This window comes from Pseudomonas sp. BN515, from assembly GCF_029873155.1.
In the GTDB taxonomy this organism is placed as follows: Bacteria; Pseudomonadota; Gammaproteobacteria; order Pseudomonadales; family Pseudomonadaceae; genus Metapseudomonas.
This window is the reverse complement of the sequence record NZ_SSOH01000077.1, coordinates 1-22461: the sequence shown is the minus strand read 5'-3', so window position 1 is coordinate 22461 and position 22461 is coordinate 1. Positions and strand designations below refer to the sequence as shown.

Annotated in this window: 22 protein-coding genes and 4 tRNA genes; 14 read left to right on the top strand and 12 right to left on the bottom strand. The window is 60.7% G+C overall.

The features are described from left to right. The first annotated feature begins 159 nt into the window (after positions 1 to 159). Positions 160 to 1791, top strand: coding sequence for an NAD+ synthase (locus E8E91_RS21185; RefSeq protein WP_280378556.1), 1632 nt, complete (start codon positions 160 to 162; stop codon positions 1789 to 1791). A 59-nt stretch (positions 1792 to 1850) separates the two neighbouring features. On the opposite strand, the gene E8E91_RS21180 is transcribed toward E8E91_RS21185, so the two are convergent. Beyond that, complete coding sequence (locus tag E8E91_RS21180; RefSeq protein ID WP_226283539.1) at positions 1851 to 2870, bottom strand: outer membrane protein assembly factor BamD; 1020 nt, start codon at positions 2868 to 2870, stop codon at positions 1851 to 1853. Positions 2871 to 3017: 147 nt separating this feature from the next. Here E8E91_RS21180 and rluD point away from each other — a divergent pair, with 147 nt between their 5' ends. The 3 genes from rluD (at position 3018) to clpB (ending at position 7470) form a co-directional block, all read left to right on the top strand. Beyond that, positions 3018 to 3992 carry a 23S rRNA pseudouridine(1911/1915/1917) synthase RluD gene (gene rluD, locus E8E91_RS21175; protein WP_280378549.1) on the top strand — a complete coding sequence of 325 codons (975 nt, stop codon included), beginning with the start codon at positions 3018 to 3020 and terminating at the stop codon, positions 3990 to 3992. Beyond that, positions 3989 to 4714, top strand: coding sequence for a peptidoglycan editing factor PgeF (gene pgeF, locus E8E91_RS21170; RefSeq protein ID WP_280378546.1), 726 nt, complete (start codon positions 3989 to 3991; stop codon positions 4712 to 4714). Before rluD ends, pgeF begins: the two co-directional genes overlap by 4 nt. Before the next feature lie 191 nt (positions 4715 to 4905). Next, a complete protein-coding gene (clpB, locus tag E8E91_RS21165) occupies positions 4906 to 7470 on the top strand; it encodes an ATP-dependent chaperone ClpB (RefSeq protein ID WP_280378544.1) in 2565 nt (854 codons plus the stop codon). 59 nt (positions 7471 to 7529) lie between these two features. On the opposite strand, the gene E8E91_RS21160 is transcribed toward clpB, so the two are convergent. Both E8E91_RS21160 and E8E91_RS21155 read right to left on the bottom strand, forming a co-directional pair. Continuing rightward, positions 7530 to 7871, bottom strand: coding sequence for a PilZ domain-containing protein (locus tag E8E91_RS21160; protein ID WP_280378541.1), 342 nt, complete (start codon positions 7869 to 7871; stop codon positions 7530 to 7532). Between the two features lie 20 nt (positions 7872 to 7891). Further along, the gene (locus E8E91_RS21155) at positions 7892 to 10177 is read right to left on the bottom strand and encodes a DUF1631 domain-containing protein (RefSeq protein ID WP_280378537.1); all 2286 of its coding nucleotides are present in this window, start codon (positions 10175 to 10177) and stop codon (positions 7892 to 7894) included. Positions 10178 to 10381: 204 nt separating this feature from the next. Between E8E91_RS21155 and E8E91_RS21150 the strand changes: the two genes are divergently transcribed. The 3 genes from E8E91_RS21150 (at position 10382) to E8E91_RS21140 (ending at position 10629) form a co-directional block, all read left to right on the top strand. Beyond that, positions 10382 to 10457, top strand: a tRNA-Asn gene (locus E8E91_RS21150). 9 nt (positions 10458 to 10466) lie between these two features. After that, a tRNA-Pro gene (locus tag E8E91_RS21145) sits at positions 10467 to 10543 on the top strand. Positions 10544 to 10553: 10 nt separating this feature from the next. Then, positions 10554 to 10629: transfer RNA gene (locus E8E91_RS21140), tRNA-Lys, on the top strand. Between the two features lie 138 nt (positions 10630 to 10767). On the opposite strand, the gene E8E91_RS21135 is transcribed toward E8E91_RS21140, so the two are convergent. The 3 genes from E8E91_RS21135 to E8E91_RS21125 all read right to left on the bottom strand — a co-directional run bounded on the left by E8E91_RS21135 (position 10768) and on the right by E8E91_RS21125 (position 13015). Beyond that, the gene (locus E8E91_RS21135; protein WP_280378534.1) at positions 10768 to 12066 is read right to left on the bottom strand and encodes an NAD(P)/FAD-dependent oxidoreductase; all 1299 of its coding nucleotides are present in this window, start codon (positions 12064 to 12066) and stop codon (positions 10768 to 10770) included. A gap of 60 nt (positions 12067 to 12126) precedes the next feature. Then, the gene (locus E8E91_RS21130) at positions 12127 to 12300 is read right to left on the bottom strand and encodes a DUF3094 family protein (RefSeq protein ID WP_190827024.1); all 174 of its coding nucleotides are present in this window, start codon (positions 12298 to 12300) and stop codon (positions 12127 to 12129) included. Between the two features lie 88 nt (positions 12301 to 12388). Continuing rightward, the gene (locus E8E91_RS21125; RefSeq protein WP_190827026.1) at positions 12389 to 13015 is read right to left on the bottom strand and encodes a DUF1780 domain-containing protein; all 627 of its coding nucleotides are present in this window, start codon (positions 13013 to 13015) and stop codon (positions 12389 to 12391) included. A gap of 133 nt (positions 13016 to 13148) precedes the next feature. Between E8E91_RS21125 and E8E91_RS21120 the strand changes: the two genes are divergently transcribed. The 4 genes from E8E91_RS21120 (at position 13149) to E8E91_RS21105 (ending at position 15060) form a co-directional block, all read left to right on the top strand. Beyond that, entirely contained in the window at positions 13149 to 13571 is a 423-nt protein-coding gene (locus E8E91_RS21120; protein ID WP_280366999.1) for a GNAT family N-acetyltransferase, read from the top strand. A 4-nt stretch (positions 13572 to 13575) separates the two neighbouring features. Then, entirely contained in the window at positions 13576 to 14043 is a 468-nt protein-coding gene (locus E8E91_RS21115) for an FAD/FMN-containing dehydrogenase (RefSeq protein WP_280367002.1), read from the top strand. Next, positions 14040 to 14726 (top strand): energy-coupling factor ABC transporter permease, encoded by a 687-nt coding sequence (locus E8E91_RS21110; RefSeq protein ID WP_280378531.1) that lies wholly within the window; start codon positions 14040 to 14042, stop codon positions 14724 to 14726. The genes E8E91_RS21115 and E8E91_RS21110 overlap by 4 nt, the downstream gene beginning before the upstream one ends. Positions 14727 to 14844: 118 nt before the next feature. Then, complete coding sequence (locus E8E91_RS21105; protein ID WP_280378529.1) at positions 14845 to 15060, top strand: hypothetical protein; 216 nt, start codon at positions 14845 to 14847, stop codon at positions 15058 to 15060. Positions 15061 to 15069: 9 nt separating this feature from the next. On the opposite strand, the gene yacG is transcribed toward E8E91_RS21105, so the two are convergent. From yacG to pilB, 5 genes are read right to left on the bottom strand one after another with little or no spacing between them, the layout of a single operon-like run. Further along, positions 15070 to 15270: a DNA gyrase inhibitor YacG gene (gene yacG / locus E8E91_RS21100; RefSeq protein WP_151131890.1), complete on the bottom strand. Its 201-nt coding sequence runs from the start codon at positions 15268 to 15270 to the stop codon at positions 15070 to 15072. After that, the gene (gene coaE / locus E8E91_RS21095; protein WP_280378528.1) at positions 15267 to 15878 is read right to left on the bottom strand and encodes a dephospho-CoA kinase; all 612 of its coding nucleotides are present in this window, start codon (positions 15876 to 15878) and stop codon (positions 15267 to 15269) included. The genes yacG and coaE overlap by 4 nt, the downstream gene beginning before the upstream one ends. Continuing rightward, positions 15875 to 16747 carry an A24 family peptidase gene (locus E8E91_RS21090; RefSeq protein ID WP_280378526.1) on the bottom strand — a complete coding sequence of 291 codons (873 nt, stop codon included), beginning with the start codon at positions 16745 to 16747 and terminating at the stop codon, positions 15875 to 15877. Before E8E91_RS21090 ends, coaE begins: the two co-directional genes overlap by 4 nt. A gap of 3 nt (positions 16748 to 16750) precedes the next feature. Then, the gene (locus E8E91_RS21085) at positions 16751 to 17968 is read right to left on the bottom strand and encodes a type II secretion system F family protein (protein WP_280378523.1); all 1218 of its coding nucleotides are present in this window, start codon (positions 17966 to 17968) and stop codon (positions 16751 to 16753) included. 2 nt (positions 17969 to 17970) lie between these two features. Beyond that, positions 17971 to 19674, bottom strand: a complete 1704-nt coding sequence (gene pilB, locus E8E91_RS21080; RefSeq protein ID WP_280378520.1) for a type IV-A pilus assembly ATPase PilB — start codon at positions 19672 to 19674, stop codon at positions 17971 to 17973. Between the two features lie 246 nt (positions 19675 to 19920). Between pilB and E8E91_RS21075 the strand changes: the two genes are divergently transcribed. From E8E91_RS21075 to E8E91_RS21065, 3 genes are all read left to right on the top strand, one after another. Further along, positions 19921 to 20373, top strand: coding sequence for a pilin (locus E8E91_RS21075; protein WP_280378518.1), 453 nt, complete (start codon positions 19921 to 19923; stop codon positions 20371 to 20373). A 68-nt stretch (positions 20374 to 20441) separates the two neighbouring features. Next, on the top strand, positions 20442 to 22094 hold the full coding sequence (locus tag E8E91_RS21070; protein ID WP_280378516.1) for a Wzy polymerase domain-containing protein: 1653 nt from the start codon (positions 20442 to 20444) through the stop codon (positions 22092 to 22094). Between the two features lie 45 nt (positions 22095 to 22139). Then, positions 22140 to 22215: transfer RNA gene (locus tag E8E91_RS21065), tRNA-Thr, on the top strand. Positions 22216 to 22267: 52 nt separating this feature from the next. On the opposite strand, the gene E8E91_RS21060 is transcribed toward E8E91_RS21065, so the two are convergent. Then, positions 22268 to 22461 (bottom strand): transposase (locus tag E8E91_RS21060; protein WP_280378514.1); only part of this gene is annotated, 194 nt, incomplete at its 5' end.

Below are 22461 nucleotides of genomic sequence, written 5' to 3'. Positions count from 1 at the left end.
TCTTCTTGGTGGAAAGCAGGCAGTTTAGCCAAGCCGGTTGCCTGCGCACAGAGATCGGCCGCACGCTGGTGCAACTTGCGTGGTTTTCGCTGCGGACGCGCCGGAGTATGGTGGCCTTGAGGCGCATTCGATGCCTCGCACAACGCTCGGGAGGCGGCCATGCGCCAAAACCTGCGAATCGTGATGGCCCAGCTCAATTTCCGTGTCGGCGACGTCCAGGGCAATGTCGAGCGGATAATCGAGGCGGCGAACTCCGCCCGCGAGGCCTGGGAAGCGGATGTCATCGTCTTCCCCGAGCTGTCCCTGTGCGGCTATCCGCCGGAGGACCTGCTGCTGCGCTCCAGCATGCAGCGGCGAATCGAGATGGGGCTGCAGCGGCTGCGCGACGAAGTGCGCGGCATCTACCTCGTGGTCGGTTATCCCTGGTTGGAAGATGAGCTGCGCTACAACGCTTGCGCGGTAATCGCCGATGGCCAGTTACTGGCCAGCTACTACAAGCAGTGTCTGCCCAATTACCGGGTATTCGACGAGAAACGCTACTTCGAGTCCGGACAGCAGCCGTGCGTCGTCGACATCAAGGGTGTGGCGGTGGCGCTGTCGATCTGTGAAGACATCTGGTTTCCCGAACCCATGGCCCAGGCCCGCGCTGCCGGGGCGAAGCTGATGCTCAGCCTGAATGCATCGCCCTTCCATCTGGACAAGCAGCTGGAGCGCGAGGAGGTGCTGGCCGAGCGGGTGGCCGAGGGCGAGATGCCGGTGATCTACGTGAACCAGGTCGGTGGCCAGGACGAGCTGGTGTTCGATGGCGGCAGTTGCGTCATGGATACCGGCGGGATGATTTGCCAGCGCGCGCCGGCATTCGTCGAAGGCCTCTACCCGGTAGATCTGCAATTGCAGGACGGGGTCTGGCGGCCACGCCGGACCCATTGCGCCGAGCTACCGGAGCTGGAGGCAAGTGTCTATCAGGCGCTGGTGATGGGGGTGCGCGACTACGTTCGGAAGAATGGATTCAAGGGTGTGGTGATGGGATTGTCTGGCGGTATCGATTCGGCCTTGACCCTTGCGGTGGCCGTCGATGCTCTGGGGGCGGAGCGTGTGGAGGCCGTGATGATGCCCTACCACTACACGGCGCAGATCAGCCTGGAGGATGCCGAGGCTGAGGCACAACTGCTTGGCGTCGGATATCGGGTACTGCCCATTGCGCCTGTGGTTGAGGCTTTCCAGCAGGTCGTGGCGCCGGTGTTCGATGGTCATTCCCGAGATGCCAGCGAGGAGAATTTGCAGGCGCGTTGCCGCGGCACGCTGCTGATGGCCATTTCCAACAAGAAGGGCAGCCTGGTGCTGAGCACTGGTAACAAGAGCGAGCTGGCGGTGGGCTACGCGACCCTGTATGGCGATATGGCCGGCGGGTTCGATGTGCTCAAGGATGTGCCGAAGTCGCTGGTCTTCCGTCTAGCCGAGTACCGCAACAGCCTGGGCCCTGTGATCCCGCCACGGGTGATTGAGCGGCCGCCCTCGGCAGAGCTGGCCCCGGGGCAAAAAGATGAAGATTCGCTGCCGCCCTATCCGGTGCTGGACGAGATTCTCAAGCTCTACATCGAACATGACCTGTCGGCCAACGCCATCATTGCCGAGGGGTTCGATGAGGACACCGTGAACCGGGTGCTGGGCATGGTCGATCGCAACGAATACAAGCGGCGCCAGGCCGCGGTGGGCATCCGGGTGACGCAGCGGGGCTTCGGGCGGGACCGGCGCTATCCCATCACTTCGGGATGGCGGTTGGGAGATTGAGGCAGGGCTGAAACGAAGAAGGGAGGCCATTGGCCTCCCTTCCTTTATCGCGGCGTCGCTCAGTCGAACAGGCCGAAGGTCATGTAGCTGAACCAGGAACGGTCGTTCTGGTTGGCTTCGGACTCGTGCTGTTCTTCCTGCACTTCGTCCTGGTTCTCCGGCAGCAGCTCTTCCGGGATCTGTTCCTTGGCGTCTTCGTACTGCTTGATCACGTCCTGGGCGGCGCGGGTTTCGCCCGGGGGCAGCGGCGCATCGCTCTCAATCAGGCCCAGGGTTGCCTTGGCCAGCCAGGAGCGGTTGTCGGCTTCTTCTTCGCGCGGAACGAACTGGCCGTCGACCAGGGTCGGGTGGTCCGGGTAGTTCAGCTTCAGGGTTTCCAGGCTGGAAGCAGCCAGCTCGTTCAGGCCCAGGCGCTGGTAAGCCTCGACCATTACGGCCAGGCCATCACCCACCGCGGGGGTTTCCTGGAAGTTTTCCACGACGTAGCGACCGCGGTTGGCGGCGGCGACGTAGGCCTCGCGGGTCAGGTAGTAGTGGGCAACGTGGATTTCGTAGGCGGCCAGCAGGTTGCGCAGGTAGATCATGCGCTGCTTGGCATCCGGGGCGTAGCGGCTGTTCGGGTAGCGGCTGGTGAGCTGGGCGAACTCGTTGTAGGAGTCGCGGGCGGCGCCCGGGTCACGCTTGGTCATGTCCAGCGGCAGGAAGCGTGCCAGCAGGCCACGGTCCTGTTCGAAGGAGGCCAGGCCTTTCAGGTAGTAGGCGTAGTCAACGTTCGGGTGCTGCGGGTGCAGGCGGATGAAGCGCTCGGCGGCGGACTTGGCAGCTTCCGGTTCGACGTTCTTGTAATAGGCGTAGATCAGCTCGAGCTGGGCCTGTTCGGCGTAGCGGCCGAAGGGATAGCGGGATTCCAGGGCCTTGAGCTTGGCGATGGCGGGGGTGTAGCTGCTGTTGTCCAGATCGGCCTGGGCCTGCTGATACAGCTCGGCTTCGCTCAGGTTCTCGTCCACCACTTCCTTATTGGAGGAACAGGCGGCGGCGAGGGCGAGAGTGGCGATCAGCAGCAGGTGTTTCACTTGCATGGCGGCTTGCGTCCCTGTGACGGCTGGCTGTCTTGGCTGGAGCCGTCCTGTTATGATGGGCGCCCCGGAACCCCCGGGACAAAGACGCGGTATTTAACCACAAGCGCGCAACCGAAACCAAAGGCTGCGCCCCCTCCGTTCCCGAGCATGTCTTCTAATACCAAGCAGGTCATTCAACTCAGCGCCGAGGTCCCGTCCGAATTGGGTGGGCAACGTCTCGATCAGGTCGCTGCACAACTTTTTTCCGAGCACTCCCGTTCCCGCCTCGCCGGCTGGATCAAGGACGGGCTCCTGACCGTTGACGGCAGCGTGCTGCGTCCGCGCGACATCGTGTACGGCGGCGCTCAGCTGGAGCTGAATGCCGAGCAGGAGGCCCAGGGCGAGTGGGTGGCCCAGGACATCGAGCTCGACATCGTCTACGAGGATGAGCACCTGCTGGTGCTGGACAAGCCTGCCGGCCTGGTGGTGCATCCGGCCGCAGGGCATGCCGACGGCACCTTGCTGAATGCCCTGCTGCACCATGTGCCGGGGCTGGAGAATGTGCCGCGAGCGGGCATCGTCCATCGCCTGGACAAGGACACCACCGGCCTGATGGTGGTGGCCAAGACCCTTGAAGCCCACACCAGCCTGGTGGCACAGCTTCAGGCGCGCAGCGTGAGCCGCATCTATGAAGCAGTGGTGGTCGGCGTGATCACCTCCGGTGGCAAGGTGGATGCTCCCATCGGTCGTCACGGCCAGCAGCGCCAGCGTATGGCCGTCGTTGCCGGCGGCAAGCCCGCCGTCAGCCACTATCGCGTGCTGGAGCGCTTCCGCTCGCATACCCACACCCGCGTCAAGCTGGAAACCGGCCGTACCCACCAGATTCGCGTGCACATGGCCTATGTGAACTACCCGTTGGTGGGCGACCCCGTCTACGGCGGTCGTTTCCGCATTCCGCCGGCAGCGAACCAAACGCTGATCCAGACCCTCAAGGAATTCCCGCGCCAGGCCCTGCATGCGCGCTTCCTTGAACTGGACCACCCGGTAAGCGGCGAGCGTATGAAGTGGGAGTCCCCGCTGCCTGACGATTTCGTCTGGCTGCTCAGCCTGCTGCGCCAGGATCGCGAGTCTTTCGAGCAATGAGCAACTGGCTGAAGCCCGATTGGCCTGCGCCTGCGCGGGTGAAGGCCTGTGTCACCACCCGCGATGGTGGCTTCAGCCTGCCTCCTTTCGAGGGCCTGAACCTCGGCAGCCACGTTGGCGACGATCCACTCGCCGTCGATAGGAATCGCCAGGTGCTGACCTCTACCCTGGCGTGCCGGCCTGCCTGGCTGAGCCAGGTGCATGGCGTGCATGTCGTGCAGGCCGATCCCGGTCGCGTGGACGAGGCGGATGCCAGCTGGACTGCGGAACCCGGCGTCGCCAGCGCGGTTCTGACGGCCGACTGCCTGCCGGCGCTGTTCTGCGACCGCGCCGGTAGCAAGGTCGCGGCTGCCCACGCCGGTTGGCGTGGCCTGGCCAATGGCGTGTTGGAGGCGACCCTGGATGCGCTTGCCTTGCCGGCGGAAGAGGTGCTGGTCTGGCTCGGCCCGGCCATCGGCCCGACGGCCTTCGAGGTCGGTCCCGAGGTGCGTGAAGCCTTCATTGCCAGTCATCCCGAAGCGAGCGAGGCCTTCCGGCCCAGCGTCAACGAAGGGAAGCACATGGCCGATATCTACCAACTGGCACGCATCCGGCTGGCCGCACGCGGCATCCACGCGGTATATGGCGGCGGCTTCTGCACCGTCAGCGATCCGCGTTTCTATTCCTATCGCCGCGCCTCTCGCACGGGCCGCTTTGCCAGCCTCGTCTGGCTGGCCGACTGAGGTTTTCCACCTCGCTGGCGGCGTGAATGAATTCGTTCCCGCAGCCAGCTGTCCAGTCGGCCCCATGATCCCGATCAAATCTGGAAAGGTTGAATCGCACAGAATCGTCCCTATCTAAGCTTCATCCCGGCGGGCTTTTCGTATCTGGTGCCGTCACCGCGCCGCCCGCTATCTGAAGGAAGGACGAACCCATGCGAATAGACCGTTTGACCAGCAAACTGCAACTGGCGCTCTCCGATGCCCAGTCCCTGGCAGTTGGCCATGACCACCCGGCCATTGAACCCGTACACCTGGTACTGGCCCTGCTCGACCAGCAGGGCGGATCGATCAAGCCCCTGCTGATGCAGGTGGGCTTCGACGTGGTGGCCCTGCGTCAGGGCCTGACCCGCGAACTCGATCATCTGCCGAAGATCCAGAATCCCACCGGCGACGTGAACCTGTCCCAGGACCTGGCGCGCCTGCTCAACCAGGCCGATCGCCTGTCCCAGCAGAAGGGCGACCAGTTCATCTCCAGTGAGCTGGTGCTGCTCGCCTCGATGGACGAAAACACCCGTCTCGGCAAGCTCCTGCTTGGCCAGGGCGTGACCCGCAAGGCGCTGGAGAACGCCATCGCCAACTTGCGTGGCGGCCAGGCCGTGAACGACCCCAACATCGAAGAATCCCGCCAGGCGCTGGACAAGTTCACCGTCGACCTGACCAAGCGCGCCGAAGACGGCAAGCTGGACCCGGTCATCGGCCGTGACGACGAGATCCGTCGCACCATCCAGGTCCTGCAACGCCGTACCAAGAACAACCCCGTGCTGATCGGTGAGCCTGGCGTCGGCAAGACCGCCATCGCCGAAGGCCTGGCCCAGCGCATCGTCAACGGCGAAGTGCCTGACGGCCTGAAGGACAAGCGCCTGCTGGCCCTGGACATGGGGGCGCTGATCGCGGGTGCCAAGTTCCGTGGCGAGTTCGAAGAGCGCCTGAAAGGCGTACTCAACGAACTGTCCAAGCAGGAAGGCCGGGTCATTCTGTTCATCGACGAACTGCACACCATGGTCGGCGCCGGCAAGGCCGAAGGCGCCATGGATGCGGGCAACATGCTCAAGCCGGCCCTCGCCCGCGGTGAGCTGCACTGCGTTGGCGCCACCACCCTGGACGAGTATCGCCAATACATCGAGAAGGACGCCGCGCTGGAACGCCGCTTCCAGAAGGTGCTGGTGGATGAGCCGAGTGAAGAAGACACCATCGCCATCCTGCGCGGCCTCAAGGAGCGTTATGAGGTGCACCACGGCGTGACCATCACCGACGGCGCGATCATCGCCGCGGCCAAGCTGTCACACCGTTACATCACTGACCGCCAATTGCCGGACAAGGCCATCGACCTCATTGACGAAGCGGCCAGCCGCATCCGCATGGAGATCGACTCCAAGCCTGAAGCCCTGGACCGCCTGGAGCGCCGCCTGATCCAGCTGAAGATCGAGCAGGAAGCACTGAAGAAGGAGGACGATGACGCCGCCCTGAAGCGTTTGGAGAAGCTGAAGGAGGACATCGCCCGTCTGGAGCGCGAATACGCCGACCTGGAGGAAATCTGGAAGTCCGAGAAGGCCGAAGTACAAGGCTCGGCGCAGATCCAGCAGAAAATCGAACAGGCGCGCCAGGACATGGAGGCTGCCCGCCGCAAGGGTGACCTGCAACGCATGGCTGAGCTGCAGTATGGGGTGATCCCGGACCTCGAGCGCAGCCTGCAGATGGTCGACCAGCACGGCAAGACCGAGAACCAGTTGCTGCGCAACAAGGTGACCGACGAAGAGATCGCCGAAGTCGTCTCCAAGTGGACCGGCATCCCGGTGGCCAAGATGATGGAAGGTGAGCGGGAGAAGCTCCTGCACATGGAAGACGGCCTGCACAAGCGGGTCATCGGCCAGCACGAGGCGGTCGTTGCCGTTGCCAACGCGGTGCGTCGTTCCCGCGCGGGCCTGGCCGATCCGAATCGCCCGAGCGGTTCCTTCCTGTTCCTCGGCCCGACCGGCGTGGGCAAGACCGAACTGTGCAAGGCGCTGGCCGAGTTCCTCTTCGATACCGAGGAAGCACTGGTGCGCATCGACATGTCCGAGTTCATGGAGAAGCACTCCGTGGCTCGCCTGATCGGCGCTCCTCCGGGCTACGTCGGTTATGAGGAAGGCGGCTACCTGACCGAAGCCGTGCGTCGCAAACCCTATTCCGTGGTGCTGATGGACGAGGTGGAAAAGGCCCATCCGGACGTATTCAACGTATTGCTCCAGGTGCTGGAAGATGGTCGCCTGACCGACAGTCACGGCCGTACCGTGGACTTCCGCAATACGGTTGTGGTGATGACCTCCAACCTGGGTTCCGCGCAGATTCAGGAGCTTGTGGGCGACCGTGAGGCGCAGCGCGCCGCGGTGATGGATGCGGTAAGTGCGCATTTCCGTCCCGAGTTCATCAACCGGATCGACGAAGTGGTGGTGTTCGAACCCCTGGGTCGTGACCAGATAGGCGGTATTGCGGAGATCCAGCTGCAGCGTCTGCGCAAACGCCTGGCCGAGCGTGAACTGAGTCTGGAGCTGAGCCCCGAAGCTCTGGATAAGCTGATTGCAGTTGGATACGACCCGGTCTACGGTGCGCGTCCGCTGAAGCGGGCAATCCAGCGCTGGATCGAGAACCCGTTGGCCCAGCAGATCCTGGCTGGCCAGTTCGCGCCGGGTGCCACCGTTGCTGCGAGGGTTGAGGGCGACGAGATCCTCTTCAGCTGATCGGCAGCACTCACGAAAAAGCCCCGCACTGCGGGGCTTTTTCATCTTCATCGTTTGCGCTATGGCGTACGAATGGACTGCAGCAGGTCTTCCAGGACGGTGGCCTGATCTTCGGCCAGGTCGATGATGTGAAAGCCTGCCCAGCAATTGCGCTGGTCCTCGGCCATGCGAGTCCACAGGCAGTCCGCGCCCAGGCGGATTTCTTTGAGTCCTTCCACCCAGGTCAGAGGCACGAGCCGGCATTCCCAAACCGAGTCGGCGGCAAGCGGCAATTCGCTCAGCAGCATGAAACCGTCCATCGACAGGTCGACGATACGCCCCAGGCGCTGTCCTGAATGCAGATCGAATACTTCCAGCTGCAGCTCTGTGGCAAAGCGGCTGTGCTGGCGACGTTCTTCCATGGTGAACTCCTGCTGCGGGCTCAGGCGGTGCGGCCGGTAAAGCGTTGCAGTACCCGGTAGATGGCGCCCAGGGCGCGATCCACCAGCGGGATATTGCGTTCCGGCGGGACCAGGCGTGCCAGTCCTTGCTCCATGTCCAGGGCCAACTGGGTAATAGGCATGATTGCTACGCGCTGGCCGCTGTGGTCGACGAACATGTAATTGCGAGTGGTCGGGCTGTACCAGGACAGCTTGAGGGCGCGGGTTTCCGGCCCATCGATGAACTCGAACCAGGTGCCGAATTCGACGCCCGCGAGTTCCTTGATCAGTGCCTGCGCGCGGCTGGACAGGCTGGCCGGCTGCGGGGCCTTGGCCAGCTCGGCGTCTTCTCCGAGCATCTCGCCCAGCTTGCTCTCCGGTAGCGGGCTTTCTATGCGTGCCGCCACCTGGGGCTGCTGCGACTGGACCGCATGCTGGCAGGCGACCAGATCCTGAAGCAGGCGGCGGATGCCGTCCTCGTGATAGCCACCCAGCAGTTCCAGGCCTTTGCGCAAGTCTTCCAGCATGGGAATGCGCAGCTGCTGCAGGCGGGCCCGGCCGTTGGCGTCCAGCGGAGTGCCGCTCCAGGCCAGTTGCTCGGCGACTTCCACCGAGCGTTGCCATTCACCGCTGCGCTCGCCATGGCGGAGCAGTACGAAGACCAGCACGTCAGTCCAGGTGAGTTCGAGAAAGTGCTGGATCATGCCGGGCAGTTCGCGGTCCACCAGAAGGCGTCCCACCGTGTCGACGGCCTGCTGACGGGCTCCCAGCAGTTTGTCGCGCCCTTTGGCGGCTTCCACGGCGCGCTGTTCGCGCAGTTCCACCTTGTGCCGCAGTGTGCCGATGTATTCGTTGAACTCATCCAGCAGGCTGTCGAACAACAGCAGGTCGCCGCTGAAACCATGGACGACGCGTTCCACGACCCAATGCATCTTCGCCAGCAGGCCGCGTTCTTCACCTTCGCTGGCGTAAAGCACGCCGGCCTGGGCCATGCTGTTGAGCAAGCGCCGGGCGGGGTGATGGTGCTGCGTGAAGAGCGCCTTGTCCTGCAGCGCAACCTTCAGGTAGGGCGTGTGCAGGTGGGAGAGGGCGGTCTTGTAGACATCGGAGAGATTGTCGTCATCGAGGATGAAGTCGAAGAGCATCCCCACCAGGTCGATCACGTCGGCTTCGTAATCCGAGAGTTTCTGCTGGCCCGGCAGGCTGCTGTGGCTCTCCAATTGCTGTTGCAGGTCGGCTTTCAGGCCTTCAACGCGCTGCGGCTGGCGCAGTTTGCTGGCGAGGTCCTGGGCGGACTGCTGCTGCAAGCGGTTCAGGGCTTCCAGCAATTCTGCCGCGCTGTAGGTACGGGTCGCGCCGCGTGGGGCGAAGCTCGAAATACTTGGTGTACCACCGGGCAGTGGCGCGTCGCTGTGGTGCTGACGGCGTTCACCCAGCAAAGTGGCCAGGCCACTGAATAGTTGGCCCGGGTCGCTGGGTGGTGCCCCGCTCAGGTCCAGGGGGCCGGGTGCCTGCGCAGCCTGTTCGGATGAGGGCTTCTGGTCGGCGGCCGGCGAAGAAGGGCTCGGTGCGCAGGCCGAGCGCTGCACACTGTACTTCAGGTTGGGCAGTATGCCGGCCTGGATCAGCCTCTGGTTGAGTGCTTCATAGATGTTGTCCAGACCGTGCATCACGTGCTGGTCGAAGAGCATATAGAGGATGGTCTTGATCCGCAGCGGGAAGGGGCAGGGTTCGAGCGCTTCGCGGAAGGCGAGTGCGACGGCCTGCGGCCCGAAGGGATTGTCGTCATCCGCCAGTTTGCGCCCGCCATTGAGTACCGCCAGGCGCTGGTCGAGGGCGAACAGGGATTGTGAACACCGCGCCTTCACCCGGCTGACCATGTTGGTGACCAGCAGGCTTTCCTCGTATTCGTCGTTCTCTATCAGTTCCAGATTGTCAGCGTCCAACTCGCCGGCATTCGGTCCAGCCTTCAGCTTGCCGCCGAGAAAATCTTCGAAACTCTTGGCGATGCGCTGGTGGTAAAGACGTTCTATTTGCGGGCGCTGCTTGCGGATATCCCGCATGCTGTCGAAGAAGAGGGTCTGGACCTGATTGTTCTCGGCCTTTTCGGCGCATTCGAAGAGGGTGTCGTCCACCTTGCCGAAAACATTGGTCATATGCTCCGCCAGCCGGTTCATCACCAGCTTGCGGCAGCTTTGTACCAAATCACCGAAGCGCGGCTGTATGCCGCGGCTGGCCAGGGTCGTCACGGGGCCTGGAGGGGGTGGGGGTCGATCCTGATTGCTCATAGCCGTCCTGTAGAGAGACAGGCCGCGACCACGACCTGCAACGATCTCGCCACGGGTCAGGTATAGCACTCGGGCGGCTTTCTGCAAATCATTGTCGGAATTCGTTTTTTTAGGGGTTGACAGCTTGTTCGCTATCCGTAAAATGGCGCGCCTCTGAAGCGCTAAAGCAAACAGCGAAGCGAAGAAGAGTTGGAAGATCGAAGTTCCGCGATAGCTCAGTCGGTAGAGCAAATGACTGTTAATCATTGGGTCCCTGGTTCGAGTCCAGGTCGCGGAGCCAACTTCCAGACGGGGTATAGCGCAGTCCGGTAGCGCGCCTGCTTTGGGAGCAGGATGTCGGGAGTTCGAATCTCTCTACCCCGACCACCTCAAATTTGGGTCGTTAGCTCAGTCGGTAGAGCAGTTGGCTTTTAACCAATTGGTCGTAGGTTCGAATCCTACACGACCCACCATACAAGACCTCTCGGGAGGTCCGAAGAAGCGGTAAGGCGAAAGCCTTACCGCTTTTTTGTTTTCCGCAATTCTTCCGGCGCGCCGGCTGGCATTGCCATATGCCGGGCAAGGTGGACTTCCACCTTGCCCGGTCCCTGTCAGTGCAGTTTCAGGCGCGGGTCGGTGCTGCGGCCGATACGGTCGCTGAGCATCAGCAGGAAGGTGCGGAAAGCGCCGTACAGCGCCATCTGGTGCATGCGATAGAGCGAGATGTAGAACATCCGCGCCAGCCAGCCTTCCAGCTTCACGCTGCCCATGAGATTGCCCATCAGGTTGCCGACGGCGCTGAAGCTCGACAGTGAGATCAGCGAGCCGTAGTCCTTGTACTGATAGTCCGGTAGCGGCTGGCCCTGCAGGCGCAGCTTGAAGGCCTTCACCAGCAGCGAGGCTTGCTGGTGCGCCGCCTGGGCGCGAGGAGGCACGTTGCGATCGGTGCCGTCACCCAGCGGACAGGCCGCGCAGTCGCCGAAGGCAAAGATGTCGTCGTCGCGGGTCGTTTGCAGGGTGGGGCGCACAACGAGCTGGTTGATGCGGTTGCTTTCCAGTCCGTCCAGATCCTTCAGAAGCGCGGGCGCGCGAATGCCCGCAGCCCAGACTTTTAGGCTGGCGGGGATCTTCTCGCCTTGCGCCGTAAGCAGGCCATCGGCGGTCACTTCCTTGACTGCCGCGCCGGTCATTACGGTGACGCCAAGTTTTTCCAGGGTGCTGTGAACTGGAGCACTGATGCGCTCGGGCAGGGCTGGCAGCACGCGTGGACCGGCCTCGATCAGGGTGATGCGCATGTTTTCCGGCTGGATGCGATCCAGTCCGTATGCAGCGAGCTCGTGGGCGGCGTGGTGCAACTCGGCGGCCAGTTCAACGCCGGTGGCACCGGCACCAACGATGGCAACGCTGATCTGCTCGTTGGCATCCTGTTGGGCATGGGCGCGAAGATAGTGGCTAAGCAGCTTGCGGTGGAAGCGTTCGGCCTGTTCACGGGTGTCGAGGAAGATGCAGTGCTGAGCCGCGCCTTCAGTGCCGAAGTCATTGGTGGTGCTGCCGACGGCGAGAACCAGGCTGTCGTAGGCCAGTTCGCGCGCAGGCACCAGTTCGCGCCCGTCCTCGTCATGGGTGGCGGCCAACTGGATGACCTTGCGTTTGCGGTCGAGCCCGCTCATACGGCCCAGCTGGAACTCGAAGTGGTTCCACTTGGCTTGGGCCACATAGTTCAGCTCGTTCTCGGTGGAGTTGAGCGAACCGGCGGCCACTTCGTGAAGCAGGGGTTTCCAGATATGGGTGAGGTTGGCGTCGGCCAGGACAATCTTGGCCAGGCCTTTCTTGCCGAGGGTTCTACCCAGACGGGTAGCGAGCTCCAGGCCGCCGGCGCCGCCGCCGACGATCACGATACGATGGGACATGGGAAAGTCTCGCAAGGCTATAGGAATTCTTTTTCGCCGAGGGCGAGCGCAGGAGGCAGCTCATAGCACCAGTCGGCTCAGGAGGCGGCTGAGGATGCCCAGGGCGACGACGATGGCCAGCGTTATCCACAGCAGGCGCCATGGGCGGAACGGCTGGCGTTCCACCTGGTGCTGGGGAAGGTTCAGGTACTGGTCGACCTTTTGCTGGTCTTCTGGCGTCAGGCGGCTGGGCATGGAGGCCTCGACTTTGGAGTGGTTGGCATTCTAGCCGGCGAATTCACAGGGGCTCAACGCGCGGCGAGGGAAATTTGCGTGCTGCCCTCTACAGGCCGATTCCAACATCGAAAAGAATGGTCCGGCCAAGGTTGCTGCGCAGGAAGTCGGGTGCGTCCCCGTGGGCGAACAGTACCCGAGCGAAATTCGGCCCCACCAGCGACAACGAACGCCAGCCCTGGCGCAGGTATTCCGTGGGTGGTGGAAAAGGGCTGTTGAAGTCCGGCGTGGCGCGTTTGAGATTGACGAAGGCGAGCAAATCGAGATCACCGAGGTCGAGTCCGCGCTCACCATAGTTGCGAGCCTTCTTGCGCAAGGTTGGTGCCAGGCGCGCCTGGAGTTCGGCGGCGGCGATGCGCTTGGGGCGGCCTTCCCGGCGTACCAGTTGGGCAAGGGAAAAGGCACTGCGTCGGCGCTCCAGTTCGGCGCGCCATTCCTCGTTGAGGCGACGTCCTTCATCCAGTACGAAGAACACTTCGAAGTTGGCCTCGCGGAATTGCACATCCGGAGGCTCCTGGCCGGTGCTGAAATCATCGAGTCGATAGGGCAGGTTGAGCGCCTGCAGAAGTCGCTGGCAGACCCAGCGCTCGCGTTCCCACTTGCGCGCATTCGACAGAAAGTCGTTGGCTTGCTCGGCCTGCCGCGTCAGCAGGCGCAGATAGTCGGACTCGTTCATGTCCCGCAGCTTAGCCTCCCGGCCAGTGCTCTGGGTAGCCCGAAGCGCCAGCGGCGGCACCGTCGCGACAAATGCGCGCAGCTTGTCTGATATGAGCGCGGTGTAAACTTTCAGGACCTGCCCGGAGCCCTCGATGCGCATTCGCCCCGTCACCGCCGCTGATCATGCTGCCTTGCTCGCGCTCTGGCGCCGCACGCCGGGAATCCGTTTGCGCGCGGAGGACGAGCTGGAACCGTTCTGCGCCTATCTGCAGCGCAATCCCGATCTTTGCCTGTTGCTTGAGGATGATCACGGGCGGGTGGCCGGCAGCCTGCTGGTGGGCCATGACGGACGCCGTGGCTACCTGCAGCACTTGGTGGTCGACTTACCATTCCGCGGCAAGGGTTGGGCCCGGGCCTTGCTGCAGGAAGCACTGCGACGCCTGACTGTTCTGGGCATTCGCAAGTCCCATGTATTCGTCCTGGAGGATGCGCCCGAGGCGCTGGCCTTCTGGCAGATGCAGCGGGGCTGGTCTGAGCGTGAGGACATTCGGGTCTACTCGACTACTGGAGACTGAATCGATGCGGATTTGCGTTGGCTTGATTCTGGGTTTGTTGGCCACCTTCAGCCATGCCCTGGAAGTGGGTGAGCGATTGGCGCCCTGGACCCTGCTGGACCAGTACGATCAGCCCTACAGCCTGGACGACGGGCTGCAGGTATTGCTGGTGGCGCGGAGCATGGATGGCGGCAAGCTGGTGAAGGCCGCGCTGGAGGGGCAACCCAAGGGTTACCTCGAGGCGCGCCATGCCGTCTTCGTGGCTGACATCAGCCGCATGCCGTCGATGATCTCTTCGCTCTTCGCGGTGCCTGCCATGCGCGACTACAGCTATCGCGTCCTGCTTGATCGCGAGTCTCGCGTCGTCAGCCGTTATCCGGGGAGCGAGTCCAGCGTGCTCTGGCTGAAGCTTGACCATGGCAGGCTCACCGAGCAGAAGGAGTTCAGTGATGCTGCGGCCCTGCGCGCCGCACTGGAGTCCCTGGCGCCGTGATCTCCGCTGAACTCCTGTCGACAGAAACCCTGGGGCTCGGCTGGGCAATCTACTTGCCCGCCATCGCCTGGGCGGTATGGCGCGCGCCTTGGGTCGAACTGTTCAGCGATTTTCGTCGCCAGCATCTGTTATTCGGTACGGTACTGGCGCTCTTTCTGCTCTGGCTGATGCGGCGGGACTTCGAGTCCGGTGTGTCCTATCACTTCATCGGCCTGACCGCGGTAACCCTACTGCTGGATTGGCCTTTGGCGGTGTTGGGCGGCCTGGTAGCCCAACTTGGCCTGCTGGCGCTGGGCAAGCAGGATCTGGCGGCGTTGGGCGTCAATGGTGCTTTGCTGGTGCTGCTGCCGGTGCTCGTCACCGAGCTATGCGCCAAGTGGGTCGAGCATTACCAGCCGCGCAACCTGTTCGTGTACATCTTCTGCTGCGGCTTCTTCCCGGCGGCCCTGGCTGCATTGCTTTGCGTGCTGATCGGGCTGGGGTTGCTATGGGTGGACGGGATCTTCCCGATGCCGCCCTGGCTTGAAGATTTCATCGGCTATCTCTGGCTGGTGATGTTTCCCGAAGCCTTCATCAACGGCACCGCAGTGACAGCCTTGGTGGTGTTCTGCCCGGATTGGCTGGAAACCTTCAACCGCACCCGTTACCTCCAGGCACCCTGGAAGGACGATGAATCCCGTTGATGATGGCGGATTCGTCCGCTCCATTCCGTCCAGGCGCCTGATCTGAATCATGGTTTCCGCCACACGGCTCTCCGTAGGGTGGATGGCTCCTTCATCCACCAGCACGGGATCAGGCAGCATGGGAATTCACGATTGGGCAAGGGCCGCCTTGGGACAGAGTCTGGAAGCGGCGAAGCAGGACGGTTTCAGCGAGGAGTTGGTATTGCGCGCTTTGCTGAGCGCGGTGGTCGAGCACAGCGCGAAGCTGCGCCCGGCAGACGATCTGGCTCAGGAGCTGACCTTCCTGGCGGAAAACCTCGACCCGGAGCGCGATTACAGCTTCATGCGCCCCTGAGTCGCTGGATCAATGTTCGCGCGGCGGTAGGTCGCCGGAGAACAGATCGTCTTCCAGATTGTCGCCAGGGATCGCGTGCTCCTCGGCGGCCCAGGCGCCAAGATCGATCAGCTTGCAGCGTTCGGAGCAGAAGGGGCGGGAAGGGCTTTGCGGGCCCCATTCCACTGGAGCGCCGCAGGTCGGGCACTCCACAGTGACGGGTTGGCTCATGGTTGGCCTCCTCGCAGGGTCAGGTAGAAGTTGTGCAGGCGCTCCACTTCGGCGCGCAGCCAATCCAGGCCGCGGTCGTTGAGCAGTACGTCGTGGGCGTGCTTCAGGCGCTCTTCACGACTGGCCTGGACCTTCAATATGGCTTGGACCTGCTCCTCGGGCACTTTGTCCCGTTGCATGGTGCGCTGGATCTGCATGGTTTCCGGAGCGTCCACCAGCAGCACGCGCTGGGTGAGGCGATGCTGGCCGGACTCGATCAGCAATGGCGAGACGAGAATTGCGTATGGCGACTCGGCGCGCGCCAGGTACTGACTGATCTCCTGGCCAATCAGCGGGTGCAGCAGGCTTTCCAGCCAGCGGCGTTCATCCGCGTTCTCGAAGATGCGCTGGCGCAGGGCTGCGCGGTCAAGCTGGCCATCCGCCTGCAGTACTTCATTGCCAAAGTGTTCGGCGATTTTCGCCAGGGCGGGGCGACCGGGCTCCACTACCCAGCGTGCGGCCTGGTCGGCATCTACCAGATGCACACCAAGGTCGCTGAAATGGGCGGCTACGGCGCTCTTGCCGCTACCGATGCCGCCCGTGAGGCCAAGGATCCAGGGTTTGTTCATTTGAAACCGGCGAACTGCAGATAGGTCGCCGTTATTTGATCACCCCAGAGCAGCGCAATCCAGCCGGCAATCGCCAGGTAAGGACCAAAGGGAATGGGAGTGGCGGTGTCCTGGTTGCGCAGGCGCAGCATGATCACGCCCAGTACGGCGCCCACCAGGGACGACAGCAGGATGGTCAGCGGCAGCACCTGCCAGCCACCCCAGGCACCGAGCATCGCCAGCAATTTGAAGTCGCCGTGGCCCATGCCTTCCTTGCCGGTCACCAGCTTGAACAGCCAGTACACCGACCAGAGGCTCATATAGCCGGCGACAGCGCCCCAGAGCGCGTCCTCCAGACTGGCGAACAGGCCCTGGCTATTGAGGATCAGGCCAAGCCAGAGCAGCGGCAGGACCAGCGCATCCGGTAGCAGCTGATGGTCGACGTCGATCATGCTCATCGCCAGCAGGCCCCAGGTCAGCACCAGGAAAGCGCCGGTCTGCCAGCTGAGCCCGAAGTGCCACGCCACATAGGCAGATAGCACGCCGCACAACAGTTCCACCAGGGGGTAGCGTTTGCTGATGGGGGCCTTGCAGGAGGAGCACTTTCCACCAAGCGCCAGGTAACTCACCACCGGGATGTTTTCCCAGGCGCGGATCTCATGGCTGCAATGGGGGCAGCGGGAGTTCGGCAGGATGAGGTTGAACACCGGCCCTTTCGGCTCGGCTGGCAAGCTCAGAGCCTCGCGGGCCTGTTCCTGCCAGTCGCGCATCATCATCGCCGGCAGGCGGTGGATCACCACGTTGAGGAAACTGCCCACCAGCAAGCCGAGCAGGAGCGCGCATAAAACAAAGGCCAGCGCGTGGCTGGCCAGAAAGTCGATCAACTGCATTTTTTAGACGACGTTGCCGAGTTGGAAGATGGGGAGGTACATGGCGATGATCAGGCCACCGACCAGTACGCCGAGGACCGCCATGATCATGGGTTCCATCAACGAGGTCAGGCCATCAACGGCGTTATCCACTTCCTGCTCATAGAAGCTGGCGACCTTATCGAGCATGTCATCCAGAGCGCCGGACTCTTCACCAATGGCAGTCATTTGTACGGCCATGGCGGGGAAGACGCCGGTAGTGCGCATGGAGAAGTTCAGCTGCATGCCTGTCGAGACGTCAGATTTGACCTTGATCACCGCGTTCTTGAACACCACATTGCCACTGGCACCCGCCACAGATTCGAGGGCGTCCACTAAGGGAACGCCAGCAGCGAAGGTGGTTGCTAGGGTGCGGGCAAAACGGGCTACAGCTGACTTGTAGAGGATGTCGCCGACGATTGGCAGTTTCAGTACAGCGTGGTCAAGCCAATCGCGGAACTTCTCCGACTTCCCATGTGCCTGCTGGAGGGCGAAGCCGACTCCGAAGAATCCGGCTAGTACGATAAACCACCATTCTTGCAGGAGTTCTGAGAGCCCGATGACGAAAAGTGTAAAGGCCGGAAGTTCGGCGCCAAAGTTCGCAAATACCGATTGGAACTGGGGTACCACCTTGATCAGCAGAATTGCCGAAACGATGATCGCTACCACGATCACTGCGATCGGGTAGTTCATTGCTTTCTTGATCTTGGCCTTCAGGGCCTCAGTTTTTTCTTTGTAAGTGGCAATGCGATCCAGCAACGTCTCCAGCGCACCGGCTTGTTCGCCGGAGTCCACCAGGTTGCAATAGAGTTCGTCGAAGTATTCGGGTTTTTTACGCAGCGAGTTAGCCAGGCTATTACCAGAGGAGACCTCCTGCTTGACCTCGTTCACCAGTGTGCGCATTGCCGGCTTCTCGAAACCTTCGCCAATGATGTCGAAGGACTGCATCAAGGGCACGCCAGCCTTCATCATAGTGGCCAGTTGGCGAGTGAAGAGGGCGATGTCCATGGGCTTGATCTTCTTGCCAGCACCAAGCAGGGAGGCGGATTTCTTGCGTACCTTGGTCGGGTTGATGCCTTGCTTGCGCAACTGGGCTTTTACCAGCGCAGGGTTCTGGCCGGAAATTTCACCTTTGACCTTGGAGCCTTTCTTATCGGTACCTTCCCATGCGAAGGTACTGTTTTTAAGCGCTTTGTCCGCCATGCTTAATCCTTGGTCACGCGGTTGACTTCCTCAAGGCTGGTGATGCCGTTCATGGCTTTCACCAGACCCGAGGTTCGCAGGTCATTGAAGCCATCGCGGCGCGCCTGCTGGGCAATCTGGATGGAATTGCCTTCTTCCATAATAAGCTGCTGCATGGCCGGCGTGATTTTAACCACTTCATAAATACCGACTCGGCCCTTGTAGCCTTGGTTGCAGTTTTCGCAGCCCACCGGGCTGTATAGCTTGAAGCTGCCAATCCGATCTTCTGGGAAGCCTTCCTTGAGCAATGTTTCCCGTGGGACCTCATGCTCCTTCTTGCACTGGCCACACAATTTGCGTGCCAGGCGTTGGGCGATGATCAGGTTGACCGAGGTGGCGATGTTGAACGCCGGCACGCCCATATTGCGCAGGCGGGTCAGGGTTTCGGCGGCGCTGTTGGTGTGTAGGGTGGACAGCACCATGTGGCCGGTCTGCGCGGCCTTGATGGCGATCTCCGCCGTTTCCAGGTCGCGGATCTCGCCCACCATGATCACGTCCGGGTCCTGACGCAGGAAGGCACGTAGCGCTTGAGCGAAGTCCATGCCTTGCTTGGGGTTGACGTTGACCTGGTTGATGCCTTCCAGGTTGATTTCCACCGGGTCTTCGGCGGTGGAGATGTTGATATCCACGGTGTTGAGGATATTGATGCCGGTATAGAGGGAAACCGTCTTACCCGAGCCGGTGGGGCCGGTTACCAGAATCATGCCTTGTGGCTGTTTCAGCGCCGCCAGGTAAAGCTCCTTCTGATCTTCCTCATAACCGAGAGCATCAATCCCCATCTGCGCACTGGTGGGGTCGAGGATCCGCATCACGATCTTCTCGCCCCAAAGGGTGGGCAAGGTGTTGACGCGGAAGTCAATGGATTTCGTTTTAGAAATCTTCATCTTGATCCTGCCGTCCTGGGGCTTGCGTCGTTCGGAGATATCCAGAGCGGCCATGACTTTCAGGCGCGCAGCGATACGGCTAGCGAGCTGAATTGGCGGTTTGGCCACCTCGTGCAGCATGCCATCAGTACGGAAACGAACCCGGTAGGAGCGCTCGTAGGGTTCAAAATGCAAGTCGGACGAGCCACCACGGATGGCATCCAGTAGCATTTTGTTGACGAAGCGCACGACTGGAGCGTCGTCAGCATCGACGCTTCCACCGTCTTGCTTATCCTCGTCCACCGCTTCGACATCAAGGCCGTCTAGGTCGACATCACCCAAGTCCTCCATGCCGCTGGAGGCGTTGTCAAAAAACTTTTCAATTGCGTCGCCGAGCTTGTCGTCCTCTACCAAGATGGCCTCAGTATTGAGGCCAGTACTGAACTGTATGTCAGTGACCGCTTGATGATTAGTAGGGTCTGATATGGCAATGAATAGCTTGTTGCCCCTGCGCCACAGAGGCATTGCACGATGCTGGCGTACCAGCTTCTCACTCACCAGGTCCCGAGGTTGGCTCTCTCGATCGATGCTGCTCAAATCAAGAAAGGCGACGCCAAATTGCTCGGCGGCCATTTCAGCCAGAACGCGGCTTTTAAGCAGCTTGTTCTGAACTAGATAGGTAATGAGCGGAATCTTGTTCCGCTGCGCCTGGGCGTGAGCCTGAAGAGCGCTTCGTTCATCCAGAAGGTTGATCAGTACCAGTTGTCTGGCCAGTCCCGAGAGAGGGGGAGCAGTTTCTGTCATGGCGAAGGTCGGCGGGTAGGGATTAACACTGCCTTATAACGTAGTTGTATTGCCTCGCCAAATCCTCTGTGCGTGAGTGACAAAAATGGGCAGTTGCTGGTGTACGTGGTCACACATGGTCTGGGTGGGATCAATAAATGTCCTCGGAAATTGCTTTGTTGCTACTTGTTTCCAATGTGGCACGGTGTGTGCAGAGGTGGGGTAGGTCGATTGGCCTGGAAACCACCATTTGAGGGAAAATGAATTATGAAGGCTCAAAAAGGCTTCACTCTCATCGAATTGATGATCGTTGTGGCAATTATCGGCATTCTGGCAGCGGTCGCCCTGCCGGCTTACCAGAATTACACTGTCCGTGCTCGTGTGTCGGAAGTGATTCTGGCAGCAAGCGCTTGCCGCACTACCATCACCGAAGTGTTCCAGTCGAGCACCTCCGCCTCGTTGCCAGCGAATAACCAGTGGGGTTGCGAGTCGGCTTCCCCTACGTCTCAGTTCGTGCAAAGTGTCACTACTGCGGGCACCACTGGTGTTGTTACCGTCACCTCTCGCAACCTTGGCCAAGGCGTGACCGGCACCATTACTCTGACTCCGTCTAGCAGTGCTACTGCCATCGTGGCTCCTACGACTGGTCAAGCGGTAGTTCGTTGGGTCTGCGCTGGTACCATTCCGGCTGAGTTCCGTCCAGGCTCTTGCCGCGGTTAATTAATCGAAAGTTATACGTTACGTGAAAAAAGGAGAGCTATGCTCTCCTTTTTTTTGGGGAGTGAAGATTGAACAGGTTTCTGTGGCTGGGGATGTTGCTGTTAATGCTTTCCTGGCTGGTGCCGAATCATTATTTTCCCTGGGTCGCATTTTATAGCGACTACATGGCATTTCTTTCGCTTTTTGCGCTGTTTTGCGCAGCTTTATATTCGGGTCAATTTCCTGTCTCCTGGCTTTCTCTCACAGGCTTGGTCGTGGCCTGCATTCCATTGATTCAGTTCTTGGTGGGGAAGATATATTTCGCCGGTGATGCATTGATTGCTTTTGCCTATATCGTTGCATTGGCGCTCGCAGTCTTGATAGGCAAGGGTTTGTCGAGCTATTCGAAAGAACAGGTCTATTTGGCAATCACTTGGACCTTTCTACTGGGGGCGACAATCTCTGCGCTGATGGCCGTTGGTCAGTGGTTGCGTGTGACTGAAACCGTTTGGATCATGGATCTTCCGATCAAGGGGCGGCCATACGCCAATTTCGCTCAGCCGAATAATCTGGCGACTTTATTGAGTTTGGGATTGGCTGCTCTCGCCTACCTTTACGAGTTCAGGAAGTTTACCGCGATTTCTGCAGCATTTGTCGCCGTTGTGTTGCTTTTCTGTATGGCTCTGACCGAGTCTCGAACGCCATGGATGGGAGTATTGGTCTTTGTTGGTTGGTGGGGGGTAAAGGCGAGGGGGGCGGAATTTCAGCTGAAGGTTTTCCATGTAATTTTATTGGCTGCTGTTTATGCACTATTTGTCTTGCTGCTTCCTGAAATTGCAGAAATATTGCATTTGTACGCTCTAGGTGTGGCCAAGCACGCGCAGGCTCTCCATCGATTGGATCTTTGGTGGCAGATGATCCTGGCGGTAATGCAGGGTGGTCCGTGGGGATATGGCTGGAACCAGGTGAGTGTGGCGCAGATCGGCGTATCGCTGGTCTATCCGGTTGCGCTGGTTGTGGAACACAGCCATAACATCGTTCTTGATATCCTGATCTGGAATGGGCCGGTTATCGGCGTGGCAATCGTTGCGTTCTTTGCCTGCTGGTTTAGTTGGCTGGCAATAAAGGCCAAGTCGAAGGAAAGCGTATTCGGTGTCTTGGCGGTAGGGTTGATACTATTGCATGGAATGCTTGAGCTTCCCCTTGAATATGCTTACTTTCTGATCCCGGCGGGGGTTTTGCTTGGAATGCTTGAGGCGGATATGGGGCTGCCAAATGCCTTTGCTCTGCCTCGTTGGCTGGGCGGCCTTGTTCTGGTCTTCGGCGTTGTATCGTTGGGTTGGGTGTGGCAGGAATATGGGATTGCCGAAGAAGATCATCGATTGATGCGTTTCGAAAGTTCTCGCATCGGAAATCTTCGTGCAGAACAGGCTGCACCAGATATCGTATTGCTGACGCAGTTGCGGGAGTTTCTCCGTTTTGCCCGGACAGAAGCAGCTCCTGGTATGGATGAGGGGCAACTGGAGCAAATGCGGAAAATCGCTCATCGATATCCCTATCCGCCTTGCTTGTTCCGTTATGCGTTAGCACTTGCTTTGAACAATCACCCTGATCAGGCAAGGATCGAACTCATGCGGTTGAAGTCATTGCATGGCGAGGAGTTGTATCGGGAGGCGCTGAACGGGATTGACGCGTTGGTGGAGAAGTACCCCCAGCTCGCTTCCATGGATCGTGATGAATGACATGATTGAATTGCCATTGCGGGGTTGATAACTTACGCCCCGCACGCCGGTGTAGCTCAGTCGGTAGAGCAGCTCATTCGTAATGAGAAGGTCGGGGGTTCGATTCCTCTTACCGGCACCATGATTGTCTAGTCCTGAAATAGGTTTACACCTATCAGGCTAAGCTCCAGGCCTCAAAACGCCCGATGCACCGCATCGGGCGTTTTGTATTGCAGGGCCTGGTGAGGGCGTTCCCGGTTATAAATATCCACGGCCTCGCGCACCATCCGACGGGCCTGTTCCAGGTGCGCTGGGGTGTGGGTCAGCAGTTCATTTTTCAGGATGCCGTTGACCCGTTCGGCCAGGGCGTTCTGGTAGCAGTCGTAGC